Raw genomic sequence first — 13,683 nt, forward strand, 5'->3', positions numbered from 1 at the left:
CCGTTTCTTTATCCCTAATGTATGACAAAAAACCTGCACTATGTATATGGCAGGTTTTTCCAAATTAACTTTTAAACATTAAATACCTCTCGTACCAAGTATCAATAAAGTCCGGGGCAAAAGGTCCTTTACGCTGATATATCCATTGTGTTAAGCATTCTAGATTACGTTTTAAAATAGTATCGATAACAGGAGGATAATTCATCAACTTACGGTGTTTTTCATATTCATCTTCATCTAACAATACATACGTCATATCAGGATACACTTTAATATCTAAATCATAATCAATGTACTTTAATGCTTCATCATCATAAGCAAACGGCGAGCTTATATTACAGTAGTAATATACCCCATCCTGCCTAAGCATCCCGATAATATTAAACCAGTAATTCGCATGGAAATAACATATAGCTGGCTCACGTGTAACCCATGTTCTCCCGTCAGATTCTGTTACTAACGTACGATCATTTGCTCCAATCACCAGACTTTGCATCCCTTTCAAGACGGTCGTCTCATCCCAAATTCTATGAATGAAACCATTATGCTTATAGCTGTGAATTTGTATCTTTTCTCCTTCTTTGGGAAAGCCCATTTTTCTCCCTTCTTTCATTGCGGACGCTTTATCCCGTTAGTGTCTTTTTTACTATTATAACGGTTATAGAGCAATTTTAAAACAAAAGAGCCAACTCTATACGAGTGACTCCATTTATGTAAGTATTACCGCTCTTTCTTTTTCAAACGATTGAATGACTTCGAGCGTCTGTTTTTCAAATGTTTCTTGTATATGTTTTAGTTGCTGTTGTATTTTATGCATTTCTTCTTCTAATCTTCGGATCTTTGCTTCATCTTGAAACTCTGACAACGTTGCTTTGATCTCTTCACACCGTTCCGCTTCTCCTTGTAAATATAACAATTGGTCCATAATCTTCATTTGTTCTGTAACAAGATCATTAAACTGCTTCACACCCTAACAGCTCCTTTCAAAAAGTACTACTTAGAATAATTCGAACTTCTCTCTCCTTCTCCTTTGACTACATTTGTTGACATATTAGAATTTGTGTCGGATGAATAAAGATGAAATATGAGAGTACAATAAGAAACACTCCCTTGTTCTAGCAAGGAAGTGTTTCTTGCATTATTGTTGAGGATTGGAGTAATTTGCAGAAGCTTGAGATTTTTTCGCTTCCGCTTGTGCATTTGCTTGTTTGACTTCCTGCACATCAGTCTCAGTAGAAAATTCTTGTCCGTACGCTGCATTACTTTGTGTCACCTTTTGAATACTTGCTCCTGAAGTTGTTTTAGGATAGCCTTTTTGTGATTGATTATTCATAATTCTCACCCCCACAACCAATAATGTAACCAACATATCTTTTGGATATCCCCCCAAAATTTATTAAATTATTTTTTTATTTGTATATCTCTTCCTCTCTTCACTTACACTAACAGAAAAGCGGTTAAAGGAGGTTTATACAATGTACGTTGGACGAGATATGACTGAACTTTCCATGATTTCTAAAAATGAATGGAAAAAGGATGAACTTGCTTTTTTTCATCACTCATTACAACAAATGATGCCCTATTTAAATGCAGAAGGCCAAACCATCTACAAAGAAATTATAAAAGAAATTGAAATGCGCGGTGGATTAGAGCGGCACGAAGGGGATTGGACGCACGGAACAAGAATATCGTACGATTAAAAAGCGAGCCTTTATAACAGGCTCGCTTTTTGTACACATTCTTCATATATTTTTTTATGGGAGCGTGAAAATGTATACTGTTCAAACTCCTCTGGCTTCAAAAGCTTTACTTCCTCATTTTCTTTTATGTCTTCACTGATAATACCACTGAAAACAAAAATATCCCACGTGCGATGCGAAAAAGTATGTTGGATATTTGTCAAATAATCTTGTACCAGAACATTTACTTGGAAGTTCTCTTTCATATAGTAAGCTAACTGTTGCTTTTGATTACTCATTCCTTCTTTTATCTCCACATTAGGAAATTCCCACATATTTGCTAACAATCCGCTATTGGGACGTCTATTCACTAAATACTTTCCAGTCTTCGTACGAAGCACCCCTGTAACAATAGGAACCATAGTCGGAGCCTTGGCTTTGCTTTTTACCGGCAACTCCTTTTGTACTCCTTCATGAAATGCTCGACAATGATTCCGGACTGGACAAAGAAGGCATGCTGGACTTTTTGGAATGCATATAAGGGCACCGAGTTCCATCAACCCTTGGTTAAAGTAAGAAGGGTTTTCTTCAAATATAATTTCACGAACAATAGCTTCAAAGAGCTTACGGGTTTTCACTTTTGCAATATCGTCCCACACAGATAAAATCCGGGATAACACCCGCATAACATTTCCATCTACAGCAGGTTCGGGCTTTCCATAAGCAATACTCAAGATTGCACCTTTTGTATACGGCCCAATTCCTTTTAATTTTCCAATTTCATCAGGTGTATCTGGTACCTTTCCTCCGTAGCTTTCTTGTACCTCCTTTACTGCTGCGTGAAGATTGCGAACACGGGAATAATAGCCTAAACCTTCCCATGCTTTCAATACTTCATCTTCATGAGCTTCTGCAAGGCTTACAAGCGTCGGAAACTTATCCATAAAGTTTTTATAATAAGGCTTCACCGCTTCTACCCGTGTTTGCTGAAGCATTATCTCAGAAACCCAAACACGATAAGGATCCTTATTTATTCTCCACGGGAGGTCGCGTTGCTCCCTTTCAAACCAACTAATTAAATCCTGTTGAAATCCTTTTATGTTAAATTCTTCTAAAACTTGTAAATATTGTTTCAATATAACCCTCCATTAATTTTCATTTATGCATTGAGAATTTGTTATTTAGGATATAAATATTATTATAAGGAAAACACAACATCTAGCAAAATGTTTATAGTCGTTAGCATTTTCCGTCTTGCTTATATTACCAAAAAAAGGTAAAGTATTAACCAAGTGAATGCAAGAAATGGGAGGGATTCAGATTGGATACAGCCACTCATTTAGTCATGGGCATTACACTCGGCGGTCTTGCCACACTTGACCCTGCAATCAGTCAAAATGAAACAGCCATGCAAGCGGTCATGTTGGCAACAATTGTCGGATCTAATATACCTGATATTGACACAGTTTTAAAATTACAAAATAACGCCAAGTATATACGCAATCACCGCGGAATTACTCATTCAATTCCAGCAGTCATGATTTGGACTCTATTGGTCAGCGCTCTTGCGTATCTCTTCTTTCCGGCAGCCCCTTACCTACATATATTGCTTTGGTCCTTTATTGCGGTATTTCTGCACGTATTTGTTGATATTTTCAACGCGTACGGCACACAAGCCTTGCGTCCTTTTACAAAAAGGTGGGTAGCTCTTGGTGTGATTAATACCTTTGACATGGTAATTTTTCTTATTCATGCATTTGCCATTGTACTTACTTTTATAGGAACTGATAAAGGCTACACATGTTTAGCAGCTTATATATTGACAGGGTTTTATTATGTAGGAAGAAGCATCATGAAACAAAATATCGAAAGCATTGTAAAAAAACGGTTTAAAAATGTGGAGCAAGTTCTGATTTCACCAACATATCGCTTTTATCATTATCATCTCGCTATTGTAACAGATACACACTTTTACGTCGCTCGCGCAAGAAGAGGAAATATAATGATTCATGACAAATTCGATAGGGTTCCTTTACCTCGCAACCCTGTCATACAAGCTGCTCAAAAAGATCATAATATTTCTGCCTTCTTATCCTTTTCTCCTGTGTACCGTTGGGACTTATTCGAATATGATGACCATTATGAAGTCCGATTTATTGATTTGCGGTATCGAAGCAAAGATTATTATCCGTTCGTAGCAATCGTTCATCTTGATAAAGACTTAAACATAACCGCCTCATACACTGGATGGATTTTCAGCGAAGAAAAGCTTCGTAAAAAATTGAATTTAATTCCAAATTAAAAGCAATGATTAGAGTCTAATCATTGCTTTTAATGTTTTAAATAATCATCGCTATTAATCAAATGACTGTATTTAGGGTTATTGGTTTTGACGAGATGAAAATGGGTTCCATGTTGTTCGATTCTTTTGGCAACAACCGCCTCTGTCATCTCATTGCCATGATATTCCCCAGCCTTAGCATAGGTTGCTTCAAAGTCTTCCCATAATAATTCAACCCATGCTTGCGCTTGCGCATATGATAAAAATTCATTTTTCTTAAGGAGCTTTGCCGTTAGTCTTTTAAGTGCTTCATTCATACTTTATTCTCCTTTCGTTGGAAGATTTTACGAAGCTTTACTCTTACATATTCCTTCTTGATTTAACATACGCTATTATTGATATTCAATCGAATATCACACCTTTGTTGAAGGGGGTCTTCTTCTTGGGTAGACAAGCCGAGTTTTGGTCAAAATCTAAACACAAAAGTAAAATTGACGGAGAGCCAAAAGCAAAGGCTCGCTTTGCATCCAAGCGTCCCGATGGTTCTATCAACACTCATCCACAAGAACGTATGCATGCTGCCACGCAGCAAGAAGCATAATTGGCTTTTTATCCTAAATTTGAGGTGATTCGATGAGCTACCGTGATCATTTAGACCGACGTTCTGAGCTCTTTAATCATACATGGACACGTCCAAAGCATGCAAAAGCGCAAGTGAATGGACAAACACAAATGACACAATCACTCGTTATATTGGCAAACGAAACGAAAAAGCGCAAGTATTAATGCAAGAATTAGATAGCCAGAGAAATTACTGTTTCTCTGGCTTTTTCAATAATGAAATTGGAATGCCTATTTCCTCTGTTAGATTATCTTCACGATAGCCCCATGCAAATACTCCATTAAAGTATGTAATTTTAAAACGGGTATCTTCTTCTGCAAGCTCGTATGTGTTTCCAACCATGAACTGGGATAAATCTGTCATATATGCTTTAGCCATTACCATTTTTCTGGTTAATACCTCATATTCATTAACCATACCAAGCTGTTCCGCCTTTACTGCCTTCTCCTTAAGTACGCGAACTTCTTCTCGTAATTCAAATTCTGTCATTTCACTATATCGTTTCTGCGTATGCACTATCATCATCCTTATTATTAAATTCTACTTCCCCCTTTCATCACTAAGGATCGTTATCCTTTATAATATGAAAGGGGGAAGAGAAGGCGAGTACTTGCCCTCCTCTCATAATATCATGAAACACGTAAATATAAGGGCCTTGTCACAAGAAATATGTAATAAGCAACCCAATAATACCAGACGCAATAACATAAAACATATTGGGTCCTAATGTAAAGCGGATGATGGTTCCTTCTTTTCCTAATAACCCGACAACTGCCGCCGCTGCCACAACATTGGAAACACAAATCATATTTCCTGCGGCAGCCCCAAGTACTTGTAGAGCTATAATAAGCACATGAGAAAAACCATTTACTTCGGCTACACTAAATTGAAATAAGGTAAACATCATATTGCTGAAGGTGGCGCTTCCAGCAATAAACGCTCCTAACGTTCCTATAAAGGGAGCTGCAAGAGGCCATGTCCCCCCGAATGCTTTGGAGGCAAGCTCCGCAAGCTCAATTGGCATGCTCTCTAATCCAGCAAGATTAACAGCTGAATTTATAAAAATCCGCACCATCGGAATCGATGCGCCAAGCGCTATAGAAGTACCGATCATTGCTTTTCCAGACTCGCTAAGGGCTTTCCTTACTTTTTCTCCATCCATTTTATGAATAAACACAGTAATAAGCACTACAAGAATAAAAACCGCACCAGGAGAATAAAGGGGAGAAAATGATGAACTCACTTTTGTTCCAAGGATATCCTTCCAGATAATCGTAATAGAAGTCAGCCAATCTTTTAATGGTCGTATTAATCGCGTTAGCACCAATATCAACGCAATCAATAAATACGGAGTCCATGCAAGCAGCAAGGAAATATGCCCTGATCCACGTTCTGCATCCCGTTCATTTTCTTTTTGCTCCCGTTCATTCACTGTTTCCTCTTTTATAACAGAACGCCACGGCTCTTTAGGCAATAAAAACCCTTTTTTAGCAGCCGTGACTACAAGAGCCAGCCCGACTAACGCACCAAGCAATGTAGGAAATTCTACTCCGATAAAAGAAGCAACCAGTAATGCAGGTATAGTGTAAGATAGACCTGCAAAAATCGCAAAGCCAGCAACCTCAAATCCTTCACCCCAGGATTTGTTTTTTCCAAAAAACCTCGTTAAAATCAGCACAAGAATCAGAGGAATAAAGGTCCCAACCAGTACATCAATTCTCGCAACTTGTGCACCAATATTTTGTAAAAACTGTCCAAAATCTATTCCTTTTTCAGTTAAAACTGTACCTACTTCAGGTGCAACATTGCCTCCCTGCATTAAACCTTGGGCAACTCCCACTTGCATCGGTGTCCCGACAGCAGCGAAGGGAACTGGGCTGCTGTTAGCAATTAATGCAATAACTACTGCTGCAAGAGGCGGGAAACCCAAAGCGAGTAATAATGGAGCTGCAATGGCAGCAGGTGTTCCAAACCCTGCTGCTCCCTCAATAAAGGCTTCAAACAACCATGCAACAATAATAACCTGAATTCTCATATCCGGCGTAATGGTAATAAAACCATTTCGAATTACATCCATAGCACCGCTGTATGTTAATGTATTCAGAAGTAGAATAGCTCCAAAGATGATCCATAACACTGTGATTGTGATAAATAAACCTTCGAGAGTAGCAGCAGAAATATGAAGCAATGGAACTTTCCAAACAACATATGCTAGAATTACAGTCACTATATAACTAAGAGGCATAGCTGTGGTAGCCGGCAGACGTAAAATAACAAGAAATATAAGAACTGATAATATCGGCATTGCGGCTGTGATGAATTCAATAATTCCCATCCTTCTTCCCCTTTTCCTATGAGTTTTTTTTAGTATTTGTCTACTTCCACAAACCATTCATATAGGATAAAAAAAAGAGAAAGATATACCTTACTAATTTTGTTGTTCACTTAAAAATCGCTCAATAGCCTCTAAAGCAAATCCTTTTCGATATAGTGCTTGCTTCATTTTGCTTTCGTATGCCCATCCTTCCAACTTTTTATATTTTTCATGATATTTCATGCCGTGATGGACAAGCGCTTGCCACTCCTCATCACTATCTTTTTTTGTTTCTATACTTTCTAGTCCAATAGAAATAATATGGCGCGGATATCCCTTACGAGTCAGCATTTCCTCAAGCTTCTGCCGGACTTTAAGAGCGGATAAATGCTTATAACTATTTACTTTCTTTTGGCATAGACGCTCCGCATTTTCAATTTGCTTCTCTTCCGGATATTCATGTAAGCTCTCTATAATCATACTGATTGAAATACCCTTTTCCACCAACTCTCGCCGAATTAGATCGGGGCCCTTCATCGGGACATTACTTTGAGTTCGAACATAAGCACATGCATATTCACGTTCATTGATGTAACTTTGTTCAGACAATTTATCAATCACTTCTGAAATAACCTGATTACCTATTTCTTTTTTCTTTAAATACTCCTGTATCTCTTTTCTAGTGCGCATCTGAAAAGAAAGATAAGAAATTGCAAGGAGGTACCCTTTTCGAACCTCTTCGTCATAAAGAATATTAGTCAGCTCAATCTCATCAATTTCCAGACCTTTTCGTAATCCATGATGGATTAACGTATGTTCGTCCACACTAAATCCGTATTCTTCACCTGCACCTTTATCTATGTAAATGTTGTATCTTTCTTTATTTTTCTTTTGCATTTCAATTTTTGTAATCAATGCCACTTTCCTCACCTCACTTGCTATAATTGTATCATACAACTGAAACGAGACTCATTATTCAAACTATGCACTTTTTCCGGCAGGCACGTTGATTTAGTCGCAGCTATTTGACCGAGGGTATGGATACAAACAGAGTTACTCCCTCTATACTTCTTAGATTTTTGCACTCTTACACCAGTACAGGATAAAATAGAATAAAACGGGCTCCAACCCAATGGAAATAACATATATTACAGTAAGGAGTGATCATTTTTGGATATTATGCTTTCTGGGGGTACAGGTTTTATCGGAAAGGCGTTGACTTCCTATTTAATAAGCCAAGGTCATCGGATATATGTGCTAACCCGCCGCGAAAACCATCCTGCTGACTCTGAAAATCTACAATACGTACAATGGGATCCTTCTCACTCATCCCTTCCTTTTTCTTCAATCGATGCTGTTATTAATTTAGCAGGAGAGCCGATAAATAGCGGACGTTGGACACCATCGAAAAAAGAGCAGATTATGAACAGCCGAATAACCTCAACAAGAGCTTTAATTACACACCTAAAGCAACTCGATCATCTTCCGAAAACTTTCATCAATGCTAGTGCAGTCGGTTATTATGGTACCTCCTTGTTTGAAACATTTACTGAAGATAACTTGAAGCATGGAACTGACTTTCTCGCTCAAACCGTCGTAAATTGGGAGAATGAGGCTCAGAAAGCCGATCAGTTGGGTATTCGAACCATTTATGCACGATTCGGTATCGTTCTAGGAAAGAATGAAGGAGCCTTACCAAGAATGATCTTACCGTATCAACTGTTTATTGGAGGTACAATCGGCTCAGGTGACCAGTGGGTGTCTTGGATTCACTTAGATGACGCTGTAAAAATGATTGCCTTTGCATTGGAAAATGAAGCTGTTTCTGGTCCATTGAATGTAACCGCTCCTCATCCAGTCACCATGAAACAATTCGGAAAAACTATTTCCAAGGTTCTAAATCGACCTCATTGGATTCCCGTTCCCGAATTTGTACTAAGGGGGTTACTTGGCGAAATGAGCAGCCTTATAGTTGATGGGCAAAAAGTACTTCCCAAAAAAGCAATGAATAACGATTACGTTCATTCTTATTCTAATATTGAAGAAGCATTATTCGATATATTGAAATAACAAGGGGACTGTCATGAAAACACTGTTTAAGCAAGCCATAATTTACCCAATTACCTCTCCAAAAACACAAGGGGATTTATTGGTGAATGATGGTAAAATTTTAGCTATAGAACGGAATATTGAGGCTACAGACGATATAACTGTTATTGACGCCCGCGGCCTTCATCTTCTTCCCGGTTTTATTGATGTTCATACACACTTAGGTTTATATGATGAGGGTACCGGTTGGGCAGGAAATGACGCAAACGAAACGATTGAGGTACTAACCCCTCATATACGATCAATGGATGGTATTCACCCACTTGATATCGCATTTCAAGATGCGGTTCAAAATGGAGTTACTACCGTTCACGTTATGCCAGGCAGCCAAAACGTTATTGGCGGCACAACATGTACCATCAAAACTGCTGGAAAAAGTATTGATAAAATGATTATAAAGGAGCCCGCTGGATTAAAGCTTGCTCTTGGGGAAAATCCCAAGCGTATCCACAGCAATGGTAACAAAGATTCCATCACACGTATGGGAATCATGGGAATGCTGCGCGAAGCATTTCATGAAGCAAGTCATTACGGCCATGATTTAGACTTTCGTATGGCTCCTATTTTAAAAGCATTACGTCGTGAAATTCCAGTACGTATTCATGCTCACCGAGCAGATGATATTTTATCTGCAGTACGTTTTGCTGAAGAATTTAACCTAGACTTACGAATTGAGCATTGTACAGAAGGTCACTTAATAACAGAGGAACTAGCAGGAAGGAACCTAAAAGTATCGGTCGGTCCAACATTAACACGGCGTTCAAAAGTGGAATTAAAAAATAAAACTTGGCACACATACCAGGCCCTATGTGAATACGATATAGAGGTGTCAATTACAACAGATCATCCCTATACACCTATTCAGTATTTGAATGTCTGCGCTGCTCTTGCTGTTCGTGAAGGATTAGATGAGCAAAAGGCTCTAGCAGGAATCACTATCAACCCTGCTAGAAACTTACAAATTGAACATAAAGTAGGCAGCTTGGAAATTGGAAAAGATGCAGATATCGTGTTATGGACACACCATCCCTTCCACTATTTAGCCAAGCCGGTAATAACTATGATAAATGGAAAAATTATTTACAAAAAAAACAAAAAAAACTAGTTTTCTTTTTTCATAATATAAAGTATCATACGATTATAACTGTAAAAAACCATGATCAATTTGTCTGGTTCGTTGTATGTTGTTTTACTTTCAAATTGACCTATGGGGAAGGCAAATGGTGCGCCACCAGCTGTAAGGACTGGTTCTAGTGGGTTCGATTCCCACCCCGAAATTTTCTTATGCAAATAAAAAAATTTCGAGGGTGGGATGTGCACGTAAGGAGCATACTGCCCTCATGAGGAGGATTAGTATGCTTAAAAAACGTGACCTACACGACTCCTATGTTCTCTATGAGCTGATGGTGCACCCGGATGTCTTCCCTTTTGTGCGTCAAAAAGCATATTCATACGAAGAGTTTCTTTTCTTGACGAAACAAACAATCGAAGCAGAAGAGCGTGGAGAACTAATTTCAAGAACAATTTTAGATGAGTGGGGTAATCCCATTGGTACAATTAATTTGTTTGATATTCAGGAAGGCGCAGGATTTTTAGGAACCTGGCTTGGTAAACCATATCATGGATGTGGATATAATAAGCCGGCAAAAGATGCTTTTTTCCATGAGCTTTTTTATGAGCTTGAAATTGAAACAATTTTTATGCGAATTCGTAAAGTGAACATTCGCTCTATGAAAGCCGCAGAAAAACTTCCTTACGTCACACTCGCTAATGAAACAAGAAAGCATGTATATGAGCAAATTAACGCCGAAGGCAATATTTATAACTTATATGAGATTTCGAAAGATCAATATACACTTCACACACTACGAGAAGGAACAGCATACCACGAACATCACCAATTAAAAGAAGCGTAATTAGTATATAATCACCTGTCATTGGAAAACCTAGAAGATAGTTATTTTAAACTTGAGGTGATGCGAAATGGATAAGAAAAAACGTGAAAAATCAAGAAGTACACTATCTTCGACACAAGAGGTATTATACGGCAGAGAATTCAAAAAAGCTGATCGTGCAGCAGGATATAAACCAAGAGGCGTGTATTAATCTGTAAGCTCGCATCTATGAGAATGATTTACTATTATATAAGAAAAACTCCTTTCGGATAGGAAAGGAGTTTTCTTTTGTGAATAACTTTTTCCACAATTTTTCAACAATTGTGAATAACTTGTTAATTACTGAACAGAAACTATGAGGGAGAGTAGCTATTTTGTTTATATAAATGTGGATAATTCTATTTCCTTATGTGGATTGTGTGAATTATTTTGTTAATATTTTAAAAATACTATTATAGTGTATGCGTTTTCTTTTGTGGATAAAATGAATATGACTTTAAAAAGCAAAAAGTCCCCATGTTTATCCACACGAGGATGCTTTATCAGGTTACAGATTATACTAATACTCTTTCTTCTTGTGTCAGTTCAAAGTTATTTAGTATAGTATCCACAATGTGGATGGCTGCATTGTGCTGCCGAACTGTGCCCATGGCTTCTTTCATTCGCAACAACCGAGCGTCATTTTGAAGTAATTCTTTCGTCTTTTGAAATATCTCATCATCCTCTCGAATGACTATCGCCGCACCTTTTTTCTCAAAATATACAGCATTTTCATTCTCTTGTCCTGGTACTGGCTTATATAATACTACAGGTACCTGCAATGCTGCAGTTTCACTCAAAGTAATGCCGCCAGGCTTTGTAATCATGCATGAAGTAATCCGAAATAATTCATCAATGTTCTCTACATATCCGAATACTTTTAATCGGTCTTTATACTGTTGTTGAAATTCGCTCAATTCTTCTTGCAATAGCTCATTTTTCCCGCAAACAACTACAATTTGCAAGTCTGGAACTGTTACAAATGACTCGCACAGTTCTTTTACGTTTCCCAGTACACCATGAGCTCCTGCAACAATCAATAATGTTTTTTTAGTAGAGCATAATCCATATTTTTCATATAAACTTTCTGTTGTACTTAGAACTTCAAAGTTTTGTCGGATTGGAATACCTGTTACACTAATACGCTTAGATGAAACACCTATTTGAATTAATGTTTGTTTAACATAATCAGTTGCGACAAAATAATGGTCAACTTGATGATGAACCCAAATTTTATGAACACAAAAATCCGTTACCACGTTATAAACTGGAATAGAAAAACCAGCTTGTTTTTTCAATTCCGGAACTGTGATGATTGGAAAAGTGTTAATAATAATATCTGGCTTTTCCTCTCTAAGAATAGCCTTTAGTCGCTTTCTTCCAAAATTCGCATACCACACTGCTATTTTTTTATCGTATATCTTTTCAACGCCATAATAAAACAGACGATATAATTCTTTGCCGACTGTATAGCTCTTTAAATATAAATATTTTGTGATATCGGTAATAACAGGGTGCGATTCTCCAAATAAATCACACACTATAACATCTGCTATACTATTTTGACGAAATGTATGTTCAAGCGTTTTAGCTACTTGCACATGTCCGTTGCCGTAATGAGCCGTCAAAATTAACACCTTGGGGTTTTTAATCAAACAAATCCACTCCTAGCGCTCTGTCCTTAATACTTTCTTCATTTTCTTACTCCTCGCAAAGAACTTATTTATATAATTGTTGTGGACATGCAAAGTATAACTGTCTTACCCCTTTAACACCATTTCAGTGTATCTGTATTTTATTGTTATACTTTTCTCAATTTACTTACAATAACTGTTTTCTACATTAATCATACTCATTCTACTACTCCATATTCTTTCAAATTTGTATATTTCCCTTTACATCTATGTAAATTTTACGTTGAGTTTTTTGAAAAGTAACTATATTAAGTATACAGAGTAATTCCTCTTTACACTACTTTTTTCCTAAATTAAGGAATTTATTAGACACTGATCAAATGAACCAACTAAAGAACTCGCATATTGAGAAATATTACTATAAGAAAAAGTGCAGGAGATAATCCTGCACTTTTTCTTATCATACTAACTTTTTCATCTCTTCAGCTACAAATTCCACATTTGTTCCAACAATAACCTGTACACTTGTATTGTTTAATTTCTTAACACCTTTTGCTCCTGCTTTCTTTAAAGCAGCCTCGTCAATGAGACCAGCATCCTTTACTGTTAAACGTAAGCGTGTTGCACAGTTATCAACCTCAGTGATATTCTCTTTACCGCCTAGTCCAGCAAGATAAGATGCTCCTACAGATGTGCTTGTATGCTGTGCACTTTCTTCTTCGTCCATATCAACATCATCTTCACGTCCCGGTGTTTTAAGATCTAATTTCCTGATTAAGAAATAAAATACGATAAAGTAAATGACCCCAAATGCTAATCCGATAGGAATAAGCAAAATAGGCTTAGTTGCCAATTTATAATTTAAGAAGTAGTCAATAGCCCCAGCTGAGAAACCAAAGCCATGGTGAATTCCCATGGCGGTTGTCAGCCATAAAGAAATACCTGTTAATACAGCGTGTATACCATGTTAAAAAAATGATTTCTAAACTATAGGAAAAAATATAACATACAGTTGTCTAGATGTTTATAATTCAAAGGTTAAATTTTATTAAAATAACTTTATACTAGATAATACTACTCAAAAAAGCTTGCTCTTCCCTTATCAAATTG

Annotated in this window: 16 protein-coding genes and 2 pseudogenes; 8 read left to right on the top strand and 10 right to left on the bottom strand. The window is 37.3% G+C overall.

The features are described 5' to 3' along the window. Positions 1 to 64 precede the first annotated feature (64 nt). The 3 genes and pseudogenes from ntdP to J7Q84_RS14915 all read right to left on the bottom strand — a co-directional run. Complete coding sequence (gene ntdP / locus J7Q84_RS14905; protein ID WP_209095449.1) at positions 65 to 595, bottom strand: nucleoside tri-diphosphate phosphatase; 531 nt, start codon at positions 593 to 595, stop codon at positions 65 to 67. Between the two features lie 114 nt (positions 596 to 709). Beyond that, entirely contained in the window at positions 710 to 967 is a 258-nt protein-coding gene (locus tag J7Q84_RS14910; RefSeq protein ID WP_209095450.1) for a YgaB family protein, read from the bottom strand. A 186-nt stretch (positions 968 to 1,153) separates the two neighbouring features. Then, a pseudogene (locus tag J7Q84_RS14915) lies at positions 1,154 to 1,348 on the bottom strand (gamma-type small acid-soluble spore protein); the annotation flags it as partial. A gap of 127 nt (positions 1,349 to 1,475) precedes the next feature. On the opposite strand from J7Q84_RS14915, the gene J7Q84_RS14920 reads away from it, so the two are divergent. After that, complete coding sequence (locus J7Q84_RS14920; protein ID WP_209095452.1) at positions 1,476 to 1,700, top strand: hypothetical protein; 225 nt, start codon at positions 1,476 to 1,478, stop codon at positions 1,698 to 1,700. A gap of 11 nt (positions 1,701 to 1,711) precedes the next feature. Here the strand turns inward: J7Q84_RS14920 and mutY are convergent, their stop codons facing one another. Beyond that, positions 1,712 to 2,815, bottom strand: coding sequence for an A/G-specific adenine glycosylase (gene mutY / locus J7Q84_RS14925; RefSeq protein WP_209095454.1), 1,104 nt, complete (start codon positions 2,813 to 2,815; stop codon positions 1,712 to 1,714). Between the two features lie 185 nt (positions 2,816 to 3,000). Here mutY and J7Q84_RS14930 point away from each other — a divergent pair, with 185 nt between their 5' ends. Beyond that, a complete protein-coding gene (locus J7Q84_RS14930; RefSeq protein WP_209095456.1) occupies positions 3,001 to 3,981 on the top strand; it encodes a metal-dependent hydrolase in 981 nt (326 codons plus the stop codon). 29 nt (positions 3,982 to 4,010) lie between these two features. On the opposite strand, the gene J7Q84_RS14935 is transcribed toward J7Q84_RS14930, so the two are convergent. Then, entirely contained in the window at positions 4,011 to 4,277 is a 267-nt protein-coding gene (locus tag J7Q84_RS14935) for a YfhJ family protein (RefSeq protein WP_209095458.1), read from the bottom strand. A gap of 125 nt (positions 4,278 to 4,402) precedes the next feature. Here J7Q84_RS14935 and J7Q84_RS14940 point away from each other — a divergent pair, with 125 nt between their 5' ends. Together J7Q84_RS14940 and J7Q84_RS14945 are read left to right on the top strand one after the other, a co-directional pair. Further along, positions 4,403 to 4,561: a small, acid-soluble spore protein K gene (locus tag J7Q84_RS14940; RefSeq protein ID WP_209095460.1), complete on the top strand. Its 159-nt coding sequence runs from the start codon at positions 4,403 to 4,405 to the stop codon at positions 4,559 to 4,561. 32 nt (positions 4,562 to 4,593) lie between these two features. Beyond that, positions 4,594 to 4,746: a YpzG family protein gene (locus J7Q84_RS14945; RefSeq protein ID WP_209095462.1), complete on the top strand. Its 153-nt coding sequence runs from the start codon at positions 4,594 to 4,596 to the stop codon at positions 4,744 to 4,746. Between the two features lie 25 nt (positions 4,747 to 4,771). Here the strand turns inward: J7Q84_RS14945 and J7Q84_RS14950 are convergent, their stop codons facing one another. The 3 genes from J7Q84_RS14950 to recX all read right to left on the bottom strand — a co-directional run bounded on the left by J7Q84_RS14950 (position 4,772) and on the right by recX (position 7,817). Next, on the bottom strand, positions 4,772 to 5,098 hold the full coding sequence (locus J7Q84_RS14950; protein WP_209095464.1) for a YfhH family protein: 327 nt from the start codon (positions 5,096 to 5,098) through the stop codon (positions 4,772 to 4,774). 142 nt (positions 5,099 to 5,240) lie between these two features. Further along, positions 5,241 to 6,917: an L-lactate permease gene (locus tag J7Q84_RS14955; protein ID WP_209095473.1), complete on the bottom strand. Its 1,677-nt coding sequence runs from the start codon at positions 6,915 to 6,917 to the stop codon at positions 5,241 to 5,243. Between the two features lie 93 nt (positions 6,918 to 7,010). Then, positions 7,011 to 7,817 (bottom strand): recombination regulator RecX, encoded by an 807-nt coding sequence (recX, locus tag J7Q84_RS14960; RefSeq protein WP_209095475.1) that lies wholly within the window; start codon positions 7,815 to 7,817, stop codon positions 7,011 to 7,013. Positions 7,818 to 8,066: 249 nt separating this feature from the next. Here recX and J7Q84_RS14965 point away from each other — a divergent pair, with 249 nt between their 5' ends. The 4 genes from J7Q84_RS14965 to J7Q84_RS14980 all read left to right on the top strand — a co-directional run bounded on the left by J7Q84_RS14965 (position 8,067) and on the right by J7Q84_RS14980 (position 11,111). Next, positions 8,067 to 8,966 (top strand): TIGR01777 family oxidoreductase, encoded by a 900-nt coding sequence (locus J7Q84_RS14965; protein ID WP_209095477.1) that lies wholly within the window; start codon positions 8,067 to 8,069, stop codon positions 8,964 to 8,966. Positions 8,967 to 8,979: 13 nt separating this feature from the next. Then, positions 8,980 to 10,110: an amidohydrolase gene (locus tag J7Q84_RS14970; protein WP_209095479.1), complete on the top strand. Its 1,131-nt coding sequence runs from the start codon at positions 8,980 to 8,982 to the stop codon at positions 10,108 to 10,110. Between the two features lie 250 nt (positions 10,111 to 10,360). Next, positions 10,361 to 10,921: a GNAT family N-acetyltransferase gene (locus J7Q84_RS14975; protein WP_209095481.1), complete on the top strand. Its 561-nt coding sequence runs from the start codon at positions 10,361 to 10,363 to the stop codon at positions 10,919 to 10,921. Between the two features lie 67 nt (positions 10,922 to 10,988). Beyond that, positions 10,989 to 11,111: a YfhE family protein gene (locus tag J7Q84_RS14980; protein WP_209095483.1), complete on the top strand. Its 123-nt coding sequence runs from the start codon at positions 10,989 to 10,991 to the stop codon at positions 11,109 to 11,111. A 343-nt stretch (positions 11,112 to 11,454) separates the two neighbouring features. On the opposite strand, the gene J7Q84_RS14985 is transcribed toward J7Q84_RS14980, so the two are convergent. Next, positions 11,455 to 12,594 (bottom strand): diglucosyl diacylglycerol synthase, encoded by a 1,140-nt coding sequence (locus J7Q84_RS14985; RefSeq protein WP_209095485.1) that lies wholly within the window; start codon positions 12,592 to 12,594, stop codon positions 11,455 to 11,457. Positions 12,595 to 13,033: 439 nt separating this feature from the next. Beyond that, a pseudogene (locus tag J7Q84_RS14990) lies at positions 13,034 to 13,540 on the bottom strand (glucose PTS transporter subunit EIIB); the annotation flags it as partial. Positions 13,541 to 13,683: the final 143 nt, after the last annotated feature.

Origin of the sequence: Bacillus sp. 165 (assembly GCF_017742235.1) — a bacterium.
Classification (GTDB): Bacteria; Bacillota; Bacilli; order Bacillales; family Bacillaceae_G; genus JAGHKQ01.

What these genes read in the sequence shown, in the direction of transcription:
- ntdP (WP_209095449.1), bottom strand. Translation starts at nt 595, where the DNA reads ATGGGCTTTCCCAAAGAAGGAGAAAAGATACAAATTCACAGCTATAAG.
- J7Q84_RS14920 (WP_209095452.1), top strand. Translation starts at nt 1,476, where the DNA reads ATGTACGTTGGACGAGATATGACTGAACTTTCCATGATTTCTAAAAAT.
- J7Q84_RS14935 (WP_209095458.1), bottom strand. Translation starts at nt 4,277, where the DNA reads ATGAATGAAGCACTTAAAAGACTAACGGCAAAGCTCCTTAAGAAAAAT.
- J7Q84_RS14945 (WP_209095462.1), top strand. Translation starts at nt 4,594, where the DNA reads ATGAGCTACCGTGATCATTTAGACCGACGTTCTGAGCTCTTTAATCAT.
- J7Q84_RS14955 (WP_209095473.1), bottom strand. Translation starts at nt 6,917, where the DNA reads ATGGGAATTATTGAATTCATCACAGCCGCAATGCCGATATTATCAGTT.
- J7Q84_RS14970 (WP_209095479.1), top strand. Translation starts at nt 8,980, where the DNA reads ATGAAAACACTGTTTAAGCAAGCCATAATTTACCCAATTACCTCTCCA.
- J7Q84_RS14975 (WP_209095481.1), top strand. Translation starts at nt 10,361, where the DNA reads ATGCTTAAAAAACGTGACCTACACGACTCCTATGTTCTCTATGAGCTG.
- J7Q84_RS14980 (WP_209095483.1), top strand. Translation starts at nt 10,989, where the DNA reads ATGGATAAGAAAAAACGTGAAAAATCAAGAAGTACACTATCTTCGACA.